This is a genomic window from Homoserinimonas sp. (genome assembly GCF_056262345.1).
Map to the genome: position 1 here is coordinate 1 of NZ_JBACFR010000092.1, position 17,122 is coordinate 17,122.

The following is a 17,122-nucleotide window of genomic DNA, read 5'->3' on the forward strand; positions in this document are numbered from 1 at the left end:
CGCCATTCGCACTGTCGGCGGTCTCATTGATCACGCTCTGCGTGAAGCCCGCATCGGTGAGCTGCGTTCGGATGCTGGCGAAGGCATCCGCAACCGGTTCCGCGGTCGTGATGGTCACGGTCCAGTTCTGGGTTTCGTTAACCTCAAGGCTTCCGCCGTAGGTGACCTCGCCGTCGATCAGCGGCACCTCGGCGGGAAAGTCTGCCGGAATCTCGCCACCCGACTCGACCTTGGTTCCCGTCGCGTCTTCGACCGCGCCCTCGACGCTTTCGCTGACAATGCCCTCAAGGGGCGTTCCACACGCGGTGAGCACGGGTGCCAGCAGAAGGACGGCGACAATCGCGCTGGCATGCAGCGCACCGCGGGTGATCGAAGGCACGGCAACTCCTGGGGTCTCGATGCGGCGATGCGCTCGCGTGCCGGCGGTTACGGCGCGGGGGTCTCGGGGGTCGGCTGTCCGAGCTTGGCGCGCTCCTCCGCCTCGATCTGCGCATAAACCTTGCGCTCCGTGCGGTCGGCACGAAGGATCGATCGCATGACCATCCAGAAGATGAGGCCGATCAGGATGGTCGGCGTGACCGAGAAGACGGCGTTAGCCCAGAAGTTTTCCAGCACGCCGCAAGTCTACGCGTCCAGCCTGAGAGCCTGGCCCCGCCGCTCCTGCTAGCGGAACAGACCGGAGACGACGGTCACGAGAAAGTAGAGCGCCACGACCCCCGCCAGAACCAACAACCCGATTCGGGCCGGTGGCATCTTCTTTCCTCCGGGAACGGCCATGAGCGCTACTTCACCAGCGGAAACAGAATGGTTTCGCGAATGCCGAGACCGGTGATGGCCATCAGCAGGCGGTCGATGCCCATTCCCATTCCGCCCGACGGCGGCATCCCGTGCTCGAGGGCACGCAGGAAATCCTCGTCCATGCGCATTGCCTCGACGTCGCCACGACCGGCAAGGGTCGCCTGCTCCACGAAACGCTCACGCTGAATCACGGGGTCGACCAGCTCGGAGTATCCGGTCGCCAGCTCGAACCCGCGAATGTAGAGGTCCCACTTCTCCACGACGCCCGCCTTGGTGCGGTGGTCGCGCACCAGGGGGGAGGTGTCGACGGGGAAGTCCATCACAAAGGTGGGACGCGTGAGGCCGACCTTGACGTAGTGCTCCCACAGTTCCTCCACGAGCTTGCCGTGGGTGGGGTGCGGCACCTCGACGCCGACCTTCGCCGCGTGTGCGAGCAGATCGTCGAGGGAGGTCTGCGGTGTGATCTCGACGCCGGATGCTTCGCTGAGCGACTCATACATCGACACGCGATCCCACTGGCCACCCAGGTCGTACTCGGTGCCGTCAGCCCACGTCACGACGTGGCTTCCCGCTACCGCGAGGGCGGCGTTCTGGATGAGCTCCTGCGTGAGGTCGGCCATCTGGTTGTAGTCGCCGTAGGCCTGGTAGGCCTCGAGCATTGCGAACTCGGGGCTGTGCGTCGAGTCGGCTCCCTCGTTGCGAAAGTTGCGGTTGATTTCGAAGACCCGCTCAAGACCGCCGACGACGGCACGCTTGAGAAAGAGTTCGGGGGCGATGCGCAGGAACAGTTCGGTGTCGAACGCATTGCTGTGCGTGACGAACGGGCGAGCGGATGCTCCGCCGTGCATCGTCTGCAGCATGGGCGTCTCGACCTCGAGGTAGTCATGCCCGGCGAATGTTGCGCGCAGCGATGCGACGGCGGTGGCACGGGCCACGACGGTGTTGCGAGCCTGCTCGCGCACGATCAGGTCGAGGTAACGCTGGCGAACCCGCGTCTCCTCGTTGAGCTCGGTGTGCATGTTGGGCAGGGGGCGGAGGGTCTTTGCGGCGACCTTCCACTCCTCCACCATGATGCTCAGCTCGCCGCGGCGGCTCGAGATGACCTCGCCAGAGACGAAGAGGTGGTCGCCCAGGTCGACGAGTTCCTTCCACAGCGCGAGGGATTCCTCGCCGACCGATGCCAGCGACACCATGGCCTGGACTCGAGAGCCGTCACCCGCCTGCAGCGAGGCGAAGCAGAGCTTGCCCGTGTTGCGCAGGTGCACGATGCGGCCAGCGACGCCGACCTTGACGCCCGTCTGAGCATCCGCCTCAAGGTCGGGGAACTGGGCGCGCACGGCCGGGATGGTGGTCGTGATGGGCAGCGAAACGGGGTATGCCTCGTGGCCGCTCTCGATGAGACGCTCCCGCTTGGCGAGACGCACCTGCGTCTGCTCAGACAGCTCCGCCTCGGTGGGCTCGGCGGTGGCCTTGGTCTGCGTGGCAGAAGATTCGGTCATGCGGGGCAACGTCTCCTTGGTAGACCACCAGTTTACGCGGGGCCTGAGGCGACCGGGGCCAGACCGCCTGCGGGGTTGCCTCTAAGGCGCCAGGCATAGAGTGGGCGGGTGCCCAGTGTGCCCCTCACCGCATCGAGTTTTGCCGATGTCATCGAACAGAACGACATCGTCGCGCTCGACTTCTGGAACAATTCGTGCACTCCGTGTCGCGTGTTCGCACCCATCTTTGAGGCCGCATCCGACCGGGAGCCCGACGTCTTTTTCGGCACGATCAACACTGAGGCGGAGCAGGAACTGGCCGGGGCGTTCGGCATCCGCTCCGTGCCCACCGTCGCTATCTACCGCGAGGGGATCATGGTCTACTCGCGGCCGGGGGTGCCCTCCCGCACAGAACTGCAGCGACTGATCGCCACGATTCGCGATCTCGACATGCAGAGCATCCGCGAGAAGCTCGCCGCGAGCTAGCGCGGCATCCGCATCCGCGGCCCGTTACCGCGGCCCGTTACCGCGCTCGCCGCACCCCGAAACCGCTCCCGGCGCCCATAACTATGGCCGCGGGGACCGTTTTTGGGGCGCGCCGAGAGAAGCTCGCCGCACTCGGCGGCAGCTAGCCCAGCTCGATAGGCCGGTTGTCGATAAGCCGAGTCGCCCCCACGCTGGCCGCCACGATCGCAACGGCGGGGCCCGAAACCCCCTCGGCGACCGGCTGGAAGGTGTCGGCACCCACGATCTCGAAGTAGTCGAGCACAGCGCCGGGTTCGTTGGCAAAGACGGCTTGGGCGGCGTCCCTGGCGGCCGCTGCCCCCTTCGGCGCACTGTCGGCCGCGGCCTGCAGCGCCTTCGACAGCACGAGAGCCACCGTCGACTCGTCCGAGGTGAGAAAGCGGTTGCGGCTCGAGAGCGCAAGGCCGTCGTCTTCGCGCACGGTCGGCGCTACCTCGATGCGCAGCGGAAGGTTCAGATCGAGCACCATCTGCTTGACCAGGCGCACCTGCTGCGCGTCTTTCTGACCGAACACCGCGACATCCGGCTGCACGATGTTGAACAGTTTGGCCACGACCGTGAGCATGCCGTCGAAGTGCCCTGGGCGAGTTGCGCCCTCGAAGAGCGAACCAACGGGGCCAGCGGTAACGCGGGTGAGGCTCGGCCCGTTCGGGTACATCTCTTCGACGCTTGGCGCGAAGACCACGGCGGCGCCGTGACCGCCGAGAGCCTCGACATCGGCATCAAGCGCGCGCGGGTACCGTTCAAGGTCTTCGCCGACGCCGAACTGCAGCGGATTCACAAAGATCGACACCACAACGGTGTCGGCAAGGCCCGCAGCCCGCTCCACGAGCGACAGATGACCGTTGTGCAGAGCGCCCATCGTGGGAACGAGGGCAACGGATGCTCCCTGCTCACGCCGGGAGCGCACAAATTCCCGCAGCTCGGCAATGGTGTGGATGACCAGGGGGCGGTCAGCGGTGGTCACGGGTGGATCTCCCTGTCGTCGGTGGGGTGCGCGAGCGCGTTCTCGACAGCCGACCGCACGAGAGGAGCGAGCACTGCCCCTGCGGAGTCGACGCCGATGTCGTCAAGCAGGCGCATCGCCTGCGAGACAATCGCGGTCGAAAAACTGGTTGCGGTGGCAATCGCCTCTGCGTAGGCGGCCCGGTCTGCCTCGGCGACCACGACAGGCTCTGCCCCCATCTCTACGACCAACGCCTGCCCGATGGGCAGAACGGGTGCCGGAGCGGTGACCGCGCAGAAGGCCTCGCGCAACCGAATGAGGTCGACACTCGTGCCCGTGAAGGCAAGGGCGGGATGCACGGCAAGCGGAATCGCCCCGGCCTGGAGTGCGGGCGTTAGCACCGAGATGCCGACGCCCGGTGCCGTGTGCATGACAAGCTGGCCCGGCTGCCACGCCCCCGTCGCGGCGAGGCCGGCGACGAGATCAGCGAGTTCGGAATCCGGCACCGCCAGGATGACGAGTTCGCTGCGCTCCACAACCGTAGGCACATCGAGGATGGGTGCGCCCGGGGGCATCACCTCGGCGCGATCACGGCTCTCCGGTGAGAGGGCGGAGATGCCGACGATGGCGTGCCCGGCCCCGGCGAGCGCGGCGCCCAGAACGGGGCCGACCTTGCCAGCCCCGATGATGCCGACGCCAAGGCGCCCGGCTCTCTGCGAGTTATTCATGCTGATTCTTCCTCCCGCGCCCAGCGGTGGGAGTGGTCGCGGGCAGCCGCAGCGACGAGCGCGCCGGCGGCATCCGTAAAGAACTGCGCGGCCACCGTCTCGTCGAGGGCCCCGAGCCGAGCGCTGATCGGGCCAGCCACGGTGTGCAGGTGAACGCTAGCGAGCCTCGTGACCCGTCCGAGCGGCCCCTGCTCAAGAGATACGCTCTGCACGCGCGGCCCCGGAACGATCGCGAGTTCGCGCCACACTGCTCCGCGTCGCAGAAAGAACCCGTCCGGGTGCTGGGCAAAGCCGTTGCGCCGCCACGAGAACCAGCGCAGCCAGGCGGCGCGGCGGGGTGAGGTGACATACCCATCGGATGCGGCGCCCCTGGCCACCAGGCCCGCGTGGATGAGGGCGATGGCGTCGTCGTCGGTGAAGTTGGGCAGCAGCAGGCGCAGCACGTTCATGACATCGACGGAGTTGCCGATGGGCATGATCGTGGTGTTTGCCTCCCCCGCCGCACCGCTGGCCGACGACTGGCTTGCACGGTTGACCTTGATCTCCCACCAGCCCGCGGGCCGCCACAGCAGCGGCTGGCTGACCTGCACGGAGTGAATGCGCCCGGGCGGCAGGGTCTCGTTGGTTGTCGAAAGGAGGCCGTAGCCGACTCGAACGCCGTCTGGGGTCCCCGCGATGGAGTACCGAAGGCTGCGCGCGAACCTCTGCACCACGTATCCGCCAAGACCGAGCATGGCGGGGATCATGCCGAAGAGGATGCTCCACTCGCCCGTTGTGGTGATGAGCACAATGCAGGCCGCAATGCCGAGGACGAGCGCAACGGTCGTGCCCGACAGCAGGATTGAGCCGATGAGTCGGCCCAGATGGATGCGAACAACCGACTCTGCCAGAACCTCGTCGGGGCTCAACTCGGGGGCGAGCAGCTCACTTAGCCGCTGGTCGATAAAACTGCCCGATGCCTCCGCGACCCTCTGAGCCTCGGCCTTGCGGGTTCCCGACGCGAGGCGCAGGATCTCGCGACGCAGATCATCCGACGCCGACGACCCCAGGTAGGCCAGCTGCACATTGGCGTCTTGCCCCGCCTGGTTGATTTCGAGCCGCGCGGCGCCGAACAGCCGAGCAAAGAACGGCCGCACAATGTTGATGCCCTGAATGCGGTCGAGCCTGGCCTTGCGGTTGGTGCGAAAGACGATGCCGGAGCGCACCTCGACGACTTCGTCGGTGATGCGGAACGTGTGCATGCGCCAGGAGAAATAGAACCCCACGATGAGGGCGAAAACCACGACAGCGATGGCGAGCAGGATGTAGCCCACATAGCCGTGGTCAAGCACGTAGTCGACGGGGTCGAGCTCATAGTCGGCGGGGTCGCCGGACTCGGTGAAGCCGGGAACGAAGATGCCAACGAGCCGCTCGCGCAGGTTCGCGATGATGACACCGAGAATGGCGATCAGCGCGATGCCGCCCTTGAGCAGCGGGGACGCCGGGTGGAGCCGATGCCACTCACCATCGGTGAGGCGGGCTGCACCCACGGCAGGTGCCGCGAGCGATTCGCTCACGGCGCCATCAGCGGCTTCGTCGGTCACAGCCCCGCCCGTCGGGTCTCAGCAAGCTCCACAAGGCGATCGCGCAACTGCTCGGCCTCCGCCTCTGGTAGGCCAGGGATCACCACGGCGGAGGATGCTGCCGCCGTGACGAATTTGAGCTCGCTGAGCCCGAGGGCGCGAATGAGGGGTCCGCGGTTAATGTCGACGAGCTGCATGCGGCCGTAGGGCACAGAGACGAGACGCAAGAACATGATGCCCCTGCGCACCACTAGGTCGTCCTCGCGCAGCTGGTACCCGTAGGCGCGCACCTGGCGGATGGTGAAGATGGTGCCCAGGATAAGAAAGACCAGGGCCCCGCCGGCAATCCATAAGCCCCAGGACCAGTCGGTGAGCGCCCACAATCCGATCGCCGCAGCGATCACGATGAGCCAGAAGATTGTTCCGCTGATGATCTCGGCAACAGCGAGCCTGGGGGAGACCCTCCGCCATTCGATTTCGTGCGTCTCGAGGTGGGTGGTCATAGCGTCCTAGTTCTTGTCAGCTCATGGCTTTCGCCGCGTCGTCGGTATCCTCGTCGCTCGGCGGCGGAATCCGGCACATCCCCTCGGCGACAAGCCCTGCGACAAGCAGCAGAACGGCCCCCACAGTCATGCCGACCGAGTACCCGACCGAGCCTAGCGCGGGCACAGTCCTTGTGAGCAGGTATACGACGAAGCCGATGCCGATTCCCGCCAGAAGGGCACCGGAGATGGCGCAGGCTTTAGCGAGCACGAGCACCCTGAGCGCATAGAACGGGTCAACATGGGTGCGAACCTTGCCCTTGACGGCACGGCGAATCGGCACCGCCATCGCCACAACGAACACCCCCATTGCCACCAGAACCAGGTCGAGACTGACGGGGGGAACCAGCCCGGGCAGCCCTGCGGATGCGAGGGCGTACTGGGTGAGCAGCCCCGCCCCGGCGCCGATTGCCACAATGAGCACTACGAGAGCAGCGGGAGTGCGCTTCACGGCGTCACCCCCTGGGATGCGCCGGGCAGCAGAGGTGCAGCGGCGTACTCCGATACACGGTCGGTGCTCTGCTGGAGCAGGTCGGCGACGGCTCCGTGCCCAATGAGGCGGGCATCCGCATCCGCCTGGAGCCACGGTGCAAGCACGAACGCACGCTCATGGGCACGCGGATGCGGCAGGGTCAGCCGCGGAGTATCGAGGATCACATCATCGACACTAATCAGATCGAGGTCCAGCGTGCGATCGCCCCACCGAACCTCTCTCGTGCGGTGGTGCTCCGACTCGATCGAGGCCAGCGCATCGAGCAGCGCATGAGGCTCGAGAGTGGTCTCGACGATCAGTACGGCGTTCAGATATGAGGGCGCGTTATAGTCGACCCCGTCGAGCTTGAGGGCGGGAGTCTCCACGAGGCCGGATGCCGCGAGCATCCATACGCCATCGAGCGCAGCGATCGAGGCGACGGCCGAGCGAAGAGCTGCTTCTCGGTCGCCAAGGTTGCCGCCGAGGGCGATGACCGCACGAACCGCAGCATCGGGCGCGGATGTGTTGTGCCCCAAGGTCATGCCCGCAGTCGGGTTATCGTGACCGAGACATCGCCGAACGGAACCTCGATGGGCGCCGACGGCTTGTGCAGAGTCACCCGCACGGCCGTGGCCGGCTCATGGGCAAGAACCGTGTCGGCGATGCGCTGAGCGACCGTCTCGATGAGGTCAACCGGGTCTCGTTCTACTGCGGCGACGACCTCATTCGCCAACTCGCCATAGTGGATGGTCTTGCCCAGGTCGTCGCCGGAGGCCGACACACTGAGGTCGAGCCACACGGTGACATCGATCACGAACTCTTGGCCGTCGCGGCGCTCGTGCTCAAAAACCCCGTGGTGAGCCCTGGCCCGCAGGCCGGTGAGCGTGATGTGGTCGCTCGACAGGCTGGCGGAGAGCGGGCCGCCCGGCGTCACCGCGGTTCCCGAAACGAGGTGCGGGCACGCTGCGGCAGCGGGGGCCGCTCGCTATCGATCGCACCCCAGGTTTCGAGCATCATGCGGGTCGAGGTCACGTCGTGCACGCGAACACCCCACGCTCCGGCCTCCGCAGCGAGGGCGCTCGTCACCGCTGTTGCTCGGTCGCGCTCGTGCGCGTTGGTGCCGTCTTCAAGCAGGGGCGAGAGAAAGCGCTTGCGCGATGTGCCCACGAGAACCCGGTTGCCAAAGCGCGTGAACTGGCGAAGGTTGGCGAGCACAAGCCAGGTGTGTTCCGGCTTCTTGGCGAAACCAAGACCGGGGTCAACGATGATGCGATCAGGGTCGACGCCCATGATGATGAGCTCCGCCATGCGCAGTTCAAGCTCGCCGAGAACCTCGCGTACAACATCGGTGTAGTTGGCCTCGCCATCCATTCCCGAGCTGGGGCCGCGCCAGTGCATCGCGACAAAATCCACGTCGAGACCCGCGACGGTCTCCGCCATCGCGGGGTCTGCTTTGCCGCCAGAAACGTCGTTGATGATCTCGACGCCCAGTTCGGCCGTCATGGCAGCGGTCGAAGCGTTCATGGTGTCGATCGAGAGGCGGATGCCGCGGTCGGCGAGCTCCCGCACGACCGGCATGATGCGCCTCTGCTCCTCTTCGGCACTGACCCGCTCGGCACCCGGCTTGGTGGTTTCACCGCCGACATCGATGATGTCCGCCCCGGCGTTGACCATCTCGATCGCGTGCGCCACAGCAGTCTCGGTGCGCGCGAAGTCCCCACCGTCGCTGAACGAGTCAGGCGTCACATTCAGCACGCCCATGATTACCGGCAATTCAGCCATTTTTGCCTCCTATGAAGTCGGGAGCGGTCGGTGCCATGAGCCCAAGCACTGCAGCTCGCTGAACACTGTCGGCGAGCTCCCCCCTGCTGGCGACGGTCACGGTGGTACTGGAGATTTGCTGACTGCCTCTTGTGGTGACGCACCCGTGGCTCGCATCCATAACGACCACGACGCCGCGAGCTTGGAGCCCGTCGTTGAGGGCATCCGCAATCTCGTCGGTGAGTCGTTCCTGCAGCTGCGGGCGCGCCGACAAGGTCTCCACGACGCGCACCAGATTGCCCAGCCCAACGATGCGGTCCCCCGGCAGATAGGCCAGATGGGCCACCCCGATGAAGGGCAGCAGATGGTGCTCGCACATGGAGCGAAAGTGAATGTCGCGCACGATCACGAGCTCGCCCGTGTTGCCTTCGAGGTCGATGCCGTCGGCGAGATGCTCGCGAGCATCCACGCCCACCCCCGCGAAGAACTCGCTGTAGGCCTGTGCCACCCGTCGCGGGGTTTGCTCAAGCCCCGAGCGGGTGGGGTCTTCGCCAATCGCTTTCAGCAGTTCGAGAACCGCCGCCTCGATGCGGGCCACGTCTATGCGCGGCGCATCGGGGCGCTCTGCCGTCTGGCCCGTCTCGGTCATCTCGCTTCGGGTCTCCACGACGATTCCTTACGCTGTTGCGATGCCCGGTGCCTGGCGGGGTGCGCGCTTCTTTGACTCGGGCTCCGGATCGGAATCCACTCCACCGTCGACGACTCCGGGGTCGATCGGAGCCTTCTTGTCTGGCAGCGGAACCGGCGGACGGTCAGAGACAGGTCGGCGCTCGCTCGAGAGCCACTGTGGGCGCGGAGGAAGCTTCTTTACATCCTTGAAGATCTCCTCGATCTGGTTGTGATCGAGGGTCTCCTTTTCGAGGAGTTCGGATGCGAGGCGGTCGAGAACGTCGCGGTTGAGGTTGATGACTTCCCACGCTTCGTCGTGCGCGTTCTCGATGAGCTGGCGCACTTCGCTGTCGACCTCTTCCGAGAGCTTCTCGGAGTAGTCGCGCGTGGTGCCCATGTCGCGGCCCAGAAACATTTCGCCGCTGCCGGAGCCGAGCTTGACCGACCCGATCGTGGCGCTCATGCCGTAGTCGGTCACCATCTTGCGCGCGGTGGAGGTCGCCTTCTCGATGTCGTTGGATGCGCCGGTCGTGGGGTCGTGGAACACGATCTCCTCGGCGACGCGGCCGCCCATCGCATATGCGAGCTGGTCGAGCAGCTCGTTGCGGCTCACCGAATAACGGTCCTCAAGTGGCATAACCATCGTGTAGCCCAGGGCGCGACCGCGGGGAAGAATCGTGATCTTGGTCACGGGGTCGGTGTTATTGAGCCCGGCAGCAACCAGCGCGTGCCCACCCTCGTGGTACGCCGTGATGAGCTTCTCTTGGTCGCGCATCACGCGGGTGCGGCGCTGCGGGCCCGCCATCACGCGGTCAACGGCCTCGTCGAGGGCGCGGTTGTCGATCAGTTGCGCGTTTGAGCGCGCCGTGAGCAGCGCAGCCTCGTTGAGCACATTGGCCAGGTCCGCACCCGTGAAGCCTGGGGTCTTGCGGGCAAGGACCTCAAGGTCAACATCCGGAGTGAGGGGCTTGCCCTTGGAGTGCACCTCAAGAATTTTCTTTCGGCCGGCGAGGTCTGGGGCGTCGACGCCGATCTGGCGGTCGAAACGACCGGGCCGCAGAAGAGCGGGGTCGAGGATGTCGGGGCGGTTGGTTGCCGCGATCAAGATGACGTTGGTCTTGACGTCGAAGCCGTCCATCTCGACCAGCAGCTGGTTGAGGGTCTGCTCGCGTTCGTCGTGACCGCCGCCCATTCCTGAGCCACGGTGTCGTCCCACCGCGTCGATCTCGTCGACGAAGATGATGGCGGGAGCATGCTCCTTAGCCTCCTTGAAGAGGTCGCGAACGCGGCTTGCGCCGACGCCGACGAACATCTCGACAAAGTCAGAACCCGAGATTGAGTAGAAGGGCACATTGGCCTCGCCTGCGACGGCGCGGGCCAGAAGTGTCTTACCCGTTCCGGGAGGGCCATAGAGCAAGACGCCCTTGGGGATGCGAGCACCGACCGCCTGGAACTTGGCGGGGTCGGTGAGAAACTCCTTGATCTCGTGCAGCTCTTCGATGGCTTCGTCGGCGCCGGCTACGTCGTCGAAGGTGACCTTGGGGGTCTCTTTCGACACGAGCGTTGCCCGCGACTTGCCGAACTGCATGACCTTGCCGCCACCGCCCTGCATCCGCGAAAGCAGGAACCAGAAGATTAGGCCGATGATGAGGAACGGGATGATGAACCCGAGAATCGAGGTCCAGAAGTTGCCGTTGTCGACCTCGTCGTCGAAGGTCTTGACCGACGAGTCGTTGATGGCGGTGACGACCTCTTCACCACGCGGTGCTGCGTAGTAGAACTGCACCTGCTTGCCCAGGTCACCGTCGGCTTTCTTGAGCACGAGATCGACTCGCTGCTGGCCGTCGATGATGGTCGCAGATTCAACCTGGTCGTCGGCGAGGAACTCAAGCCCCTGCTGCGTGCTGACCTCGCGGAACCCAGACCCCCCGAGAAGGCTAAACCCGACGGAGACGACAATGAGGCCAACGGCGATGTAGACCAGAGGGCCGCGCAGCAACTTCTTGAAATCCATAGTGGTGCAAGGCTACCGTGCGACCCCTGAGCGGCTACCCGATGTTTGCTGGGGGCGTAACGGCCGAGCCGAGCCCCCGCGAATCAGGAGTAAACGTGCGGTGCGAGCACGCCGACGTCCCGCAGATTGCGGTACTTCTCGGCGTAGTCGAGGCCATAACCGACCACGAACTCGTTGGGGATATCGAAGCCGACGTAACGAACGTCGACCTCAACCTTGGCGGCATCCGGTTTGCGCAAAAGCGCGCAGATCTCAACGGATGCTGCTCCGCGGCTTTCGAGGTTGGCGCGCAGCCACGACAGTGTGAGGCCCGAGTCGATGATGTCTTCGACGATGAGCACCTTGCGACCCGTGAGATCGGAGTCGAGGTCCTTGAGAATTCGCACGACACCGGACGACTTGGTGCCGGATCCGTAGGACGACACCGCCATCCAGTCCATGTTGAGCGGAAGCTTGAGCTCGCGCGCCAGGTCAGCCATCACCATGACGGCACCCTTGAGAACACCGACGAGAAGCAGGTTCTCGCCCTCGTAGTCGGCCTCGATGCGGCGGCTGAGTTCGGCGATCTTGTCGTGAATCTCCTGTTGCGTGAGCAACACCTTGGAGAGGTCGCCCGCGATTTCGTTCGATTCCATTGCTTCTCTTCCTACGACACGGCCGTGAACACGATCAGTGATCCTGTTCTTTCAACCCTAATACCCGGCAGATGCAGTGGCCCCTGCCCCGTCCACCCCGTCACGAGCGCAGCGACGCCCAGAGTGTGGGCGCGGCTCAGCGAAACCCCAAACTCAGACTCAACGACATACCGGATGATGCGCTGCCTGAGCGCAGCGGGGTTTGCTTCGAGACCGCGCACGCTCAGGGCGATGCCCGCCTCGGCCGGCTCCACGAGATCTTCGATCGTCTCCTGAACGAACTGATCGAGCGCCTCGGAATCCTCCGCGAGCTGCTCCGCCGTTCGGGCGAGCGCCTCGGCAACGCCCGGTCCAAGCTCGCGCTCCAGCACGGGCAGCACCTCCTGCCGCACCCGTACTCGCGTGAAGGTCGGATCGCCGTTGTGCGGGTCTAACCACGGCTCAAGCCCGGCGTCGGCGCACGCCTGCACCGTCGCTTCGCGCCGAACCGCCAGCAGCGGTCGGAGCACGGATGCCTCTACGCCTGCCACGGGAAACGGTGACTCAGGGGCCATACCGCGCAGGCTTGCGGCACCGCTGCCCCTGGCCAGGCCGAGCAGCACCGTCTCGGCCTGATCGTCGAGCGTGTGCCCCAGAACGATGGCGACAGCACCCGTCTGCTTGAGAGCGTCGGCAAACGCCGCATAGCGGGCCGCGCGGGCCGCCGCCTCTGGACCGCCGTCGCCCCCCACCGAGACCGTCGCCACGCTGACGGGAGCCAGCCCGAGGGCCGACGCTTGGGCAGCGGCGCGCGCAGCGACATCCGCAGAACCAGGCTGCAGACCGTGGTCGACGACGACAGCGCCAGCGCGAACCCCGGCCCGAGGCGCCTCGAACGCGAGCGCTGCGGCCAACGCGAGCGAGTCTGGCCCACCGCTCAGACCGAGCAGGACGAGAGAATCTGCGGGCAGCCCCGCGAGCGACGACCGCACCGCCCTGCGCAGGTCAGCGATGGGCGGGGTGAGTCTGGGGCGGCGTGACGGCATCCAGTAACGTTATTCCAGCAAACGCCGAACCCAAGGAGCTGAACCGCAATGGCCGCCTACGACGCCGTAATCGAGATTCCCAAGGGGAGCCGCAACAAGTACGAGGTGGACCACAAGACTGGTCGCGTCTACCTCGACCGCGTGCTCTACACAACCTTCGTCTACCCCACCGACTACGGGTACTTCGAGAACACGCTCGGCCTCGACGGCGACCCCGTCGACGTGCTCGTGCTGCTCGACTACCCGCTCTTCCCCGGCGTGGGTGTCTCGGTTCGCCCCGTCGCCGTCTTCAACATGACGGATGATGGCGGCAGCGATGCCAAGGTGATCGCCGTTCCCGCGAAGGACCCGCGCTGGGCCCACATCCAGGACCTGAACGACATCCCCGAGTACACCCGCAAGGAGATCGAGCACTTCTTCGAGCACTACAAGGACCTCGAGCCCGGCAAATGGGTCAAGACCGAGGGATGGGGCGACGCCGCAGAGGCCGAGCAGATCATCGTTGACGGCATCGCCAAGCTGGCGGCAGAAGGCCACTAAGGCTTCTCGCAGACATACGAAGAAGGCCCCCTCCGAGCGGAGGGGGCCTTCTTCTTTGGTCAGACTTGCGGGCGGGCTAGATCGCCACGCCTCGGGCCCGCAGGTACGGGACCGGGTCAACTGTTCCGCCGTTGACGCGAATTTCAAAGTGCAGGTGGCATCCCGTGGACGTTCCCGTCGTGCCAACGCGAGCGATCTGCTGACCGGCCGCAACCTGCTGACCGGCACGGACCAGCATTCCGCCATTGACAATGTGGGCATACGCGCTCTGGCTGCCGTCGGGGTGGTTGATGCGGATGTAGTTGCCATAACCGCCGCTCATCGCCGCAGAAACGACCGTTCCCGATGATGCTGCGTAGATCGGCGAGTTGCAACCGGGGGCGAGGTCCACCCCACCGTGCAGGGTGCTCGCACCGCTGGTCGGTGGTACGCGCAAGCCGTAGTGGCTCGAGATGCCGCCGCCGGAGGGGCGAACCCATCCACTGGAGCTGGGGGCTCCGCCGCCAGCGTTTCCGCTGCCGCCGTTGTTCTTGGCCGCCTCAGCCGCGGCCGCAGCCGCAGCAGCAGCCGCAGCACGTGCAGCCTCGACACGGATGCGCTCACCCACCTGGAACTCCGCCTCGGTCGCGAGACGGTTCTCCTGGAGGCTCACGAGCTGCGCCTGGAGCCGGGTCTGGTTGGCGGCCTGCTCTGCGAGCGCTGCCGTGGCCGCATCCGAGGCCTGCTGCGCCTCGATCATGGCCTGCTCGGCGATGGTCGCAAGCTCAGCGAGGGCGGCCTCTTGCACGGCAGCGGTTTCGCTCAGCGCCTGCGCTGCATTCTCGTCTTGCTTGGCCTTGTTGAAGACGCCACTGGACTGCTCGTTGACCTTGGTTGCCCTGCCCAGCTGGCTGAGCAGATCATCCGACTCCGTGAACAGCAGCGTGGCCGTGAGATCGTTGGTGCCCGAGCGCTGCAGGCGGGCGGCCAGCTGGCCAGCCTTGAGCAGCGACTCCTCGGCCGCCGCGGTGGCCACAATGACCTGCTCGCGAAGTGTGCCGAGCTTGAAAGCGGCCTCGTCGTAGGCCTGCTGAGCGGCGATGAACTCGTCACCCTTGGCCATGGCTTCTGCCTCTGCGGCAACGACCGTGGATTCCAGCTGTGCGATCAGGCCCTGGAGGCGCTTGATCTCGGCACTCTTGGCCGACTCGCTCGAGCGGGCGTTGAGCACGTCTTGCCAGCTGGGATAGTTGGCCGCATATGCGGGCTCGGCCGGCGACTGGGATGCAAGACCGGCGGTGAGAAGCACCCCAAGAATCGCCAGGGTCGCGACGAAGCCTTTGCGGCCACGACGATCACCCCTGTTGTGGTGCTTCATGTTGTTCCCCAAACCTGGATCGATTGACAGCAGACTCCCCAGTCACACTGTTAACACAGGTAACAATAGCAACTCCCGCATTCTTGGCAAGGAAATGCGCCATTGAGCACTATCGGCCAGCGAGCGCCCGCCGTGAGATTGCCGCCCCGGTGATGCTGCGAGCGATCAGATTTTCACGCCCTGATTGCGCAAAAAGCTCACGGGATCCGTGGTCGTGCCGCCCCTGCGCACCTCAAAGTGCAGGTGACACCCGGTCGAGGTTCCTGTTGTGCCAACCTTGGCGATCAACTGGCCGGGCCCAACACCCTGACCGGGACGAACAGCGATGCCCCCGGATTCGATGTGGCCGTAAGCGGTGGAGGTTCCGTCGCCGTGATCTACCGAAACGTAGTACCCGTAGCCGCCGTTCCAACCGGCATAGTCGACCTTTCCGCCCGCCGCAGCAAAGATCGGGGCCCCGCAGCCCGGAGCAAGATCCACCCCGCCGTGCATGCTGCTCGCCCCCGACTTAGGCGGAACCCGCGGCCCGTAGCTGCTCGAAATGTACCCACCGGACGGCCGAGCCCACCCCGACGCCGAAATCTCTCCTGCGCCCAGGCTCGCCCCCTCGCCCCACATGGCCTTGATGCCGGCCACGTACTCGGCCTCGGTGGCGATGCGGTTCTCCTTGAGAGTCGCGAGTTGAGCCTGCAGCCGGGCGATGTTGTCGGTCTGCTCCGTGAGCGCCGTTGACGCAGCATCCGCCGCCGCCTGCGCCACGACCATCGCATCCTCGGCGACCTGGGCCAACTCCTGCAGCGCACCCTGGGCGACGACCGCCTGATCCGTCAGCGCCTGAGCCGTGTTGTGATCTTGCTGAGCCTTGGCAAAAACACCCGTCGACTGCTGGCTCACCTTGCTCGCCATGCCCAGTTGCGAGAGCAGATCCTCGGTCGCAGCGCCGCTGAACAAGAGCGTGGCCGTCAAATCGGATGACCGCACGCGCTGGGTGCGCGCCGCGAGCTGGCCCGCCTGCCGCATCGAAGCATCCGCCGTCACCTGCGCCGCATCCGCCTGGGCCTGCAACTGCTCGGCCTTGTAGGCGGCGACGTCAAAGTTCTGCTGGGCGACGAAGTATGCGTCGCCCTTTTCGATGGCAACGGCCTCGGTCGCCTCGACATCGGCGGCAAGCTGCGCGATCACACCCTCGATGCGACCGACCTCCGCCGCAGTGGCGGACTCGTTGTTGCGAGCGTTGAGAACCTCGTCCCAGCTCGGGTACTCGGCGGCCCAGGCGGGGGCGGCAGCGAGCGAACCGCTCAGCACCAAGCCGACCGCCAGAATCGCTGCGGCCATCGCACGGCTTCGCTTAGCGCTTCTCGACGTCATCGACCCTCCCGAGCACGGTGTTGCCCTCGAAACTAGCCCTTCGTGGTGTGCAAACCCTGCAGCAAAACGCAGGTTCGAAAAACCCGAAAACACGGGCGACATGCCGTTCACTTTCTCCGGTTTGGCAAAACGCCCCGACATCCGTATGCTTGTCTGTCGGTAGCTAAGAAGGTTGTTTTTCTTCACGGCCCCATCGTTTAGTGGCCTAGGACACCGCCCTTTCACGGCGGCAGCACGGGTTCGAATCCCGTTGGGGTCACCAGACAATTACAGTTTCATAGCTAGGCCCTGTAGCGCAGTTGGTTAGCGCGCCGCCCTGTCACGGCGGAGGTCGCCGGTTCAAGTCCGGTCAGGGTCGCAAGGCACGGTTCACTCTCGCCAGTGTTCCGTGCCTTCTTCACATTAGTGAAGAGGCTCTGTAGCTCAGTTGGTAGAGCGTTCGACTGAAAATCGAAAGGTCACCGGATCGACGCCGGTCGGAGCCACTGAGATCCTCGTAAGGCTTCTACTTGCGGGGATTTCTTTATTTAAGCCCGAGTTTTCAGTCAGCCACTCCGCATAAACCCCGCACATTCAATACAGGCCATTGAGCCGCTTCTCCATCACTTCTGCAGCCCGCTTCGATCCCTTGATGGTGTTCATGTAGACGTCCTGAGTCATCGATGGGTTCTCATGCCCGAGGTAATCGGCGATCTCTGTGGC

Annotated in this window: 18 protein-coding genes, 3 tRNA genes and 1 pseudogene; 5 read left to right on the plus strand and 17 right to left on the minus strand. The window is 65.3% G+C overall.

What is annotated here, in order from left to right; all coding sequences use genetic code 11:
- The 3 genes and pseudogenes from AC062T_RS04720 to lysS all read right to left on the minus strand — a co-directional run.
- Window positions 1-379 (minus strand): annotated as a pseudogene (locus AC062T_RS04720) (hypothetical protein); the annotation flags it as partial.
- Between the two features lie 47 nt (window positions 380-426).
- Complete coding sequence (locus AC062T_RS04725; RefSeq protein WP_476027873.1) at window positions 427-615, minus strand: hypothetical protein; 189 nt, start codon at window positions 613-615, stop codon at window positions 427-429.
- Between the two features lie 167 nt (window positions 616-782).
- The gene (gene lysS / locus AC062T_RS04730; protein WP_476027875.1) at window positions 783-2,297 is read right to left on the minus strand and encodes a lysine--tRNA ligase; all 1,515 of its coding nucleotides are present in this window, start codon (window positions 2,295-2,297) and stop codon (window positions 783-785) included.
- Window positions 2,298-2,405: 108 nt separating this feature from the next.
- On the opposite strand from lysS, the gene AC062T_RS04735 reads away from it, so the two are divergent.
- A complete protein-coding gene (locus AC062T_RS04735) occupies window positions 2,406-2,762 on the plus strand; it encodes a thioredoxin family protein (protein ID WP_476027877.1) in 357 nt (118 codons plus the stop codon).
- Window positions 2,763-2,904: 142 nt separating this feature from the next.
- Here AC062T_RS04735 and panC read toward each other — a convergent pair whose 3' ends face one another.
- The 12 genes from panC to tilS form a co-directional block, all read right to left on the minus strand.
- Window positions 2,905-3,768, minus strand: a complete 864-nt coding sequence (panC, locus tag AC062T_RS04740; RefSeq protein ID WP_476027879.1) for a pantoate--beta-alanine ligase — start codon at window positions 3,766-3,768, stop codon at window positions 2,905-2,907.
- Complete coding sequence (locus tag AC062T_RS04745) at window positions 3,765-4,475, minus strand: Rossmann-like and DUF2520 domain-containing protein (RefSeq protein ID WP_476027881.1); 711 nt, start codon at window positions 4,473-4,475, stop codon at window positions 3,765-3,767. The genes panC and AC062T_RS04745 overlap by 4 nt, the downstream gene beginning before the upstream one ends.
- Window positions 4,472-6,058, minus strand: coding sequence for a PH domain-containing protein (locus AC062T_RS04750; RefSeq protein WP_476027883.1), 1,587 nt, complete (start codon window positions 6,056-6,058; stop codon window positions 4,472-4,474). Before AC062T_RS04750 ends, AC062T_RS04745 begins: the two co-directional genes overlap by 4 nt.
- The gene (locus tag AC062T_RS04755; RefSeq protein ID WP_476027885.1) at window positions 6,055-6,540 is read right to left on the minus strand and encodes a PH domain-containing protein; all 486 of its coding nucleotides are present in this window, start codon (window positions 6,538-6,540) and stop codon (window positions 6,055-6,057) included. The genes AC062T_RS04750 and AC062T_RS04755 overlap by 4 nt, the downstream gene beginning before the upstream one ends.
- Window positions 6,541-6,556: 16 nt before the next feature.
- Window positions 6,557-7,030, minus strand: coding sequence for a DUF3180 domain-containing protein (locus AC062T_RS04760; RefSeq protein WP_476027887.1), 474 nt, complete (start codon window positions 7,028-7,030; stop codon window positions 6,557-6,559).
- A complete protein-coding gene (gene folK / locus AC062T_RS04765; RefSeq protein WP_476027889.1) occupies window positions 7,027-7,593 on the minus strand; it encodes a 2-amino-4-hydroxy-6-hydroxymethyldihydropteridine diphosphokinase in 567 nt (188 codons plus the stop codon). Before folK ends, AC062T_RS04760 begins: the two co-directional genes overlap by 4 nt.
- A complete protein-coding gene (gene folB, locus AC062T_RS04770) occupies window positions 7,590-7,985 on the minus strand; it encodes a dihydroneopterin aldolase (protein WP_233245494.1) in 396 nt (131 codons plus the stop codon). The genes folK and folB overlap by 4 nt, the downstream gene beginning before the upstream one ends.
- A complete protein-coding gene (gene folP / locus AC062T_RS04775; protein ID WP_476027892.1) occupies window positions 7,982-8,833 on the minus strand; it encodes a dihydropteroate synthase in 852 nt (283 codons plus the stop codon). The genes folB and folP overlap by 4 nt, the downstream gene beginning before the upstream one ends.
- Window positions 8,826-9,461 (minus strand): GTP cyclohydrolase I FolE, encoded by a 636-nt coding sequence (folE, locus tag AC062T_RS04780; protein WP_476027902.1) that lies wholly within the window; start codon window positions 9,459-9,461, stop codon window positions 8,826-8,828. The genes folP and folE overlap by 8 nt, the downstream gene beginning before the upstream one ends.
- A gap of 27 nt (window positions 9,462-9,488) precedes the next feature.
- Window positions 9,489-11,495 carry an ATP-dependent zinc metalloprotease FtsH gene (gene ftsH / locus AC062T_RS04785; protein WP_476027894.1) on the minus strand — a complete coding sequence of 669 codons (2,007 nt, stop codon included), beginning with the start codon at window positions 11,493-11,495 and terminating at the stop codon, window positions 9,489-9,491.
- An 83-nt stretch (window positions 11,496-11,578) separates the two neighbouring features.
- Entirely contained in the window at window positions 11,579-12,130 is a 552-nt protein-coding gene (gene hpt, locus AC062T_RS04790; protein WP_108517984.1) for a hypoxanthine phosphoribosyltransferase, read from the minus strand.
- A gap of 11 nt (window positions 12,131-12,141) precedes the next feature.
- On the minus strand, window positions 12,142-13,155 hold the full coding sequence (tilS, locus tag AC062T_RS04795) for a tRNA lysidine(34) synthetase TilS (protein ID WP_476027896.1): 1,014 nt from the start codon (window positions 13,153-13,155) through the stop codon (window positions 12,142-12,144).
- A 48-nt stretch (window positions 13,156-13,203) separates the two neighbouring features.
- On the opposite strand from tilS, the gene ppa reads away from it, so the two are divergent.
- Window positions 13,204-13,695 (plus strand): inorganic diphosphatase, encoded by a 492-nt coding sequence (ppa, locus tag AC062T_RS04800; RefSeq protein WP_108517987.1) that lies wholly within the window; start codon window positions 13,204-13,206, stop codon window positions 13,693-13,695.
- A gap of 76 nt (window positions 13,696-13,771) precedes the next feature.
- Here ppa and AC062T_RS04805 read toward each other — a convergent pair whose 3' ends face one another.
- Together AC062T_RS04805 and AC062T_RS04810 are read right to left on the minus strand one after the other, a co-directional pair.
- Window positions 13,772-15,052: a peptidoglycan DD-metalloendopeptidase family protein gene (locus tag AC062T_RS04805; RefSeq protein WP_476027899.1), complete on the minus strand. Its 1,281-nt coding sequence runs from the start codon at window positions 15,050-15,052 to the stop codon at window positions 13,772-13,774.
- 165 nt (window positions 15,053-15,217) lie between these two features.
- A complete protein-coding gene (locus tag AC062T_RS04810; RefSeq protein ID WP_476027900.1) occupies window positions 15,218-16,420 on the minus strand; it encodes a M23 family metallopeptidase in 1,203 nt (400 codons plus the stop codon).
- 186 nt (window positions 16,421-16,606) lie between these two features.
- On the opposite strand from AC062T_RS04810, the gene AC062T_RS04815 reads away from it, so the two are divergent.
- The 3 genes from AC062T_RS04815 to AC062T_RS04825 all read left to right on the plus strand — a co-directional run bounded on the left by AC062T_RS04815 (window position 16,607) and on the right by AC062T_RS04825 (window position 16,905).
- Window positions 16,607-16,682 (plus strand) — tRNA-Glu (locus tag AC062T_RS04815).
- Between the two features lie 22 nt (window positions 16,683-16,704).
- A tRNA-Asp gene (locus AC062T_RS04820) sits at window positions 16,705-16,778 on the plus strand.
- Window positions 16,779-16,832: 54 nt separating this feature from the next.
- A tRNA-Phe gene (locus AC062T_RS04825) sits at window positions 16,833-16,905 on the plus strand.
- Window positions 16,906-17,122: the final 217 nt, after the last annotated feature.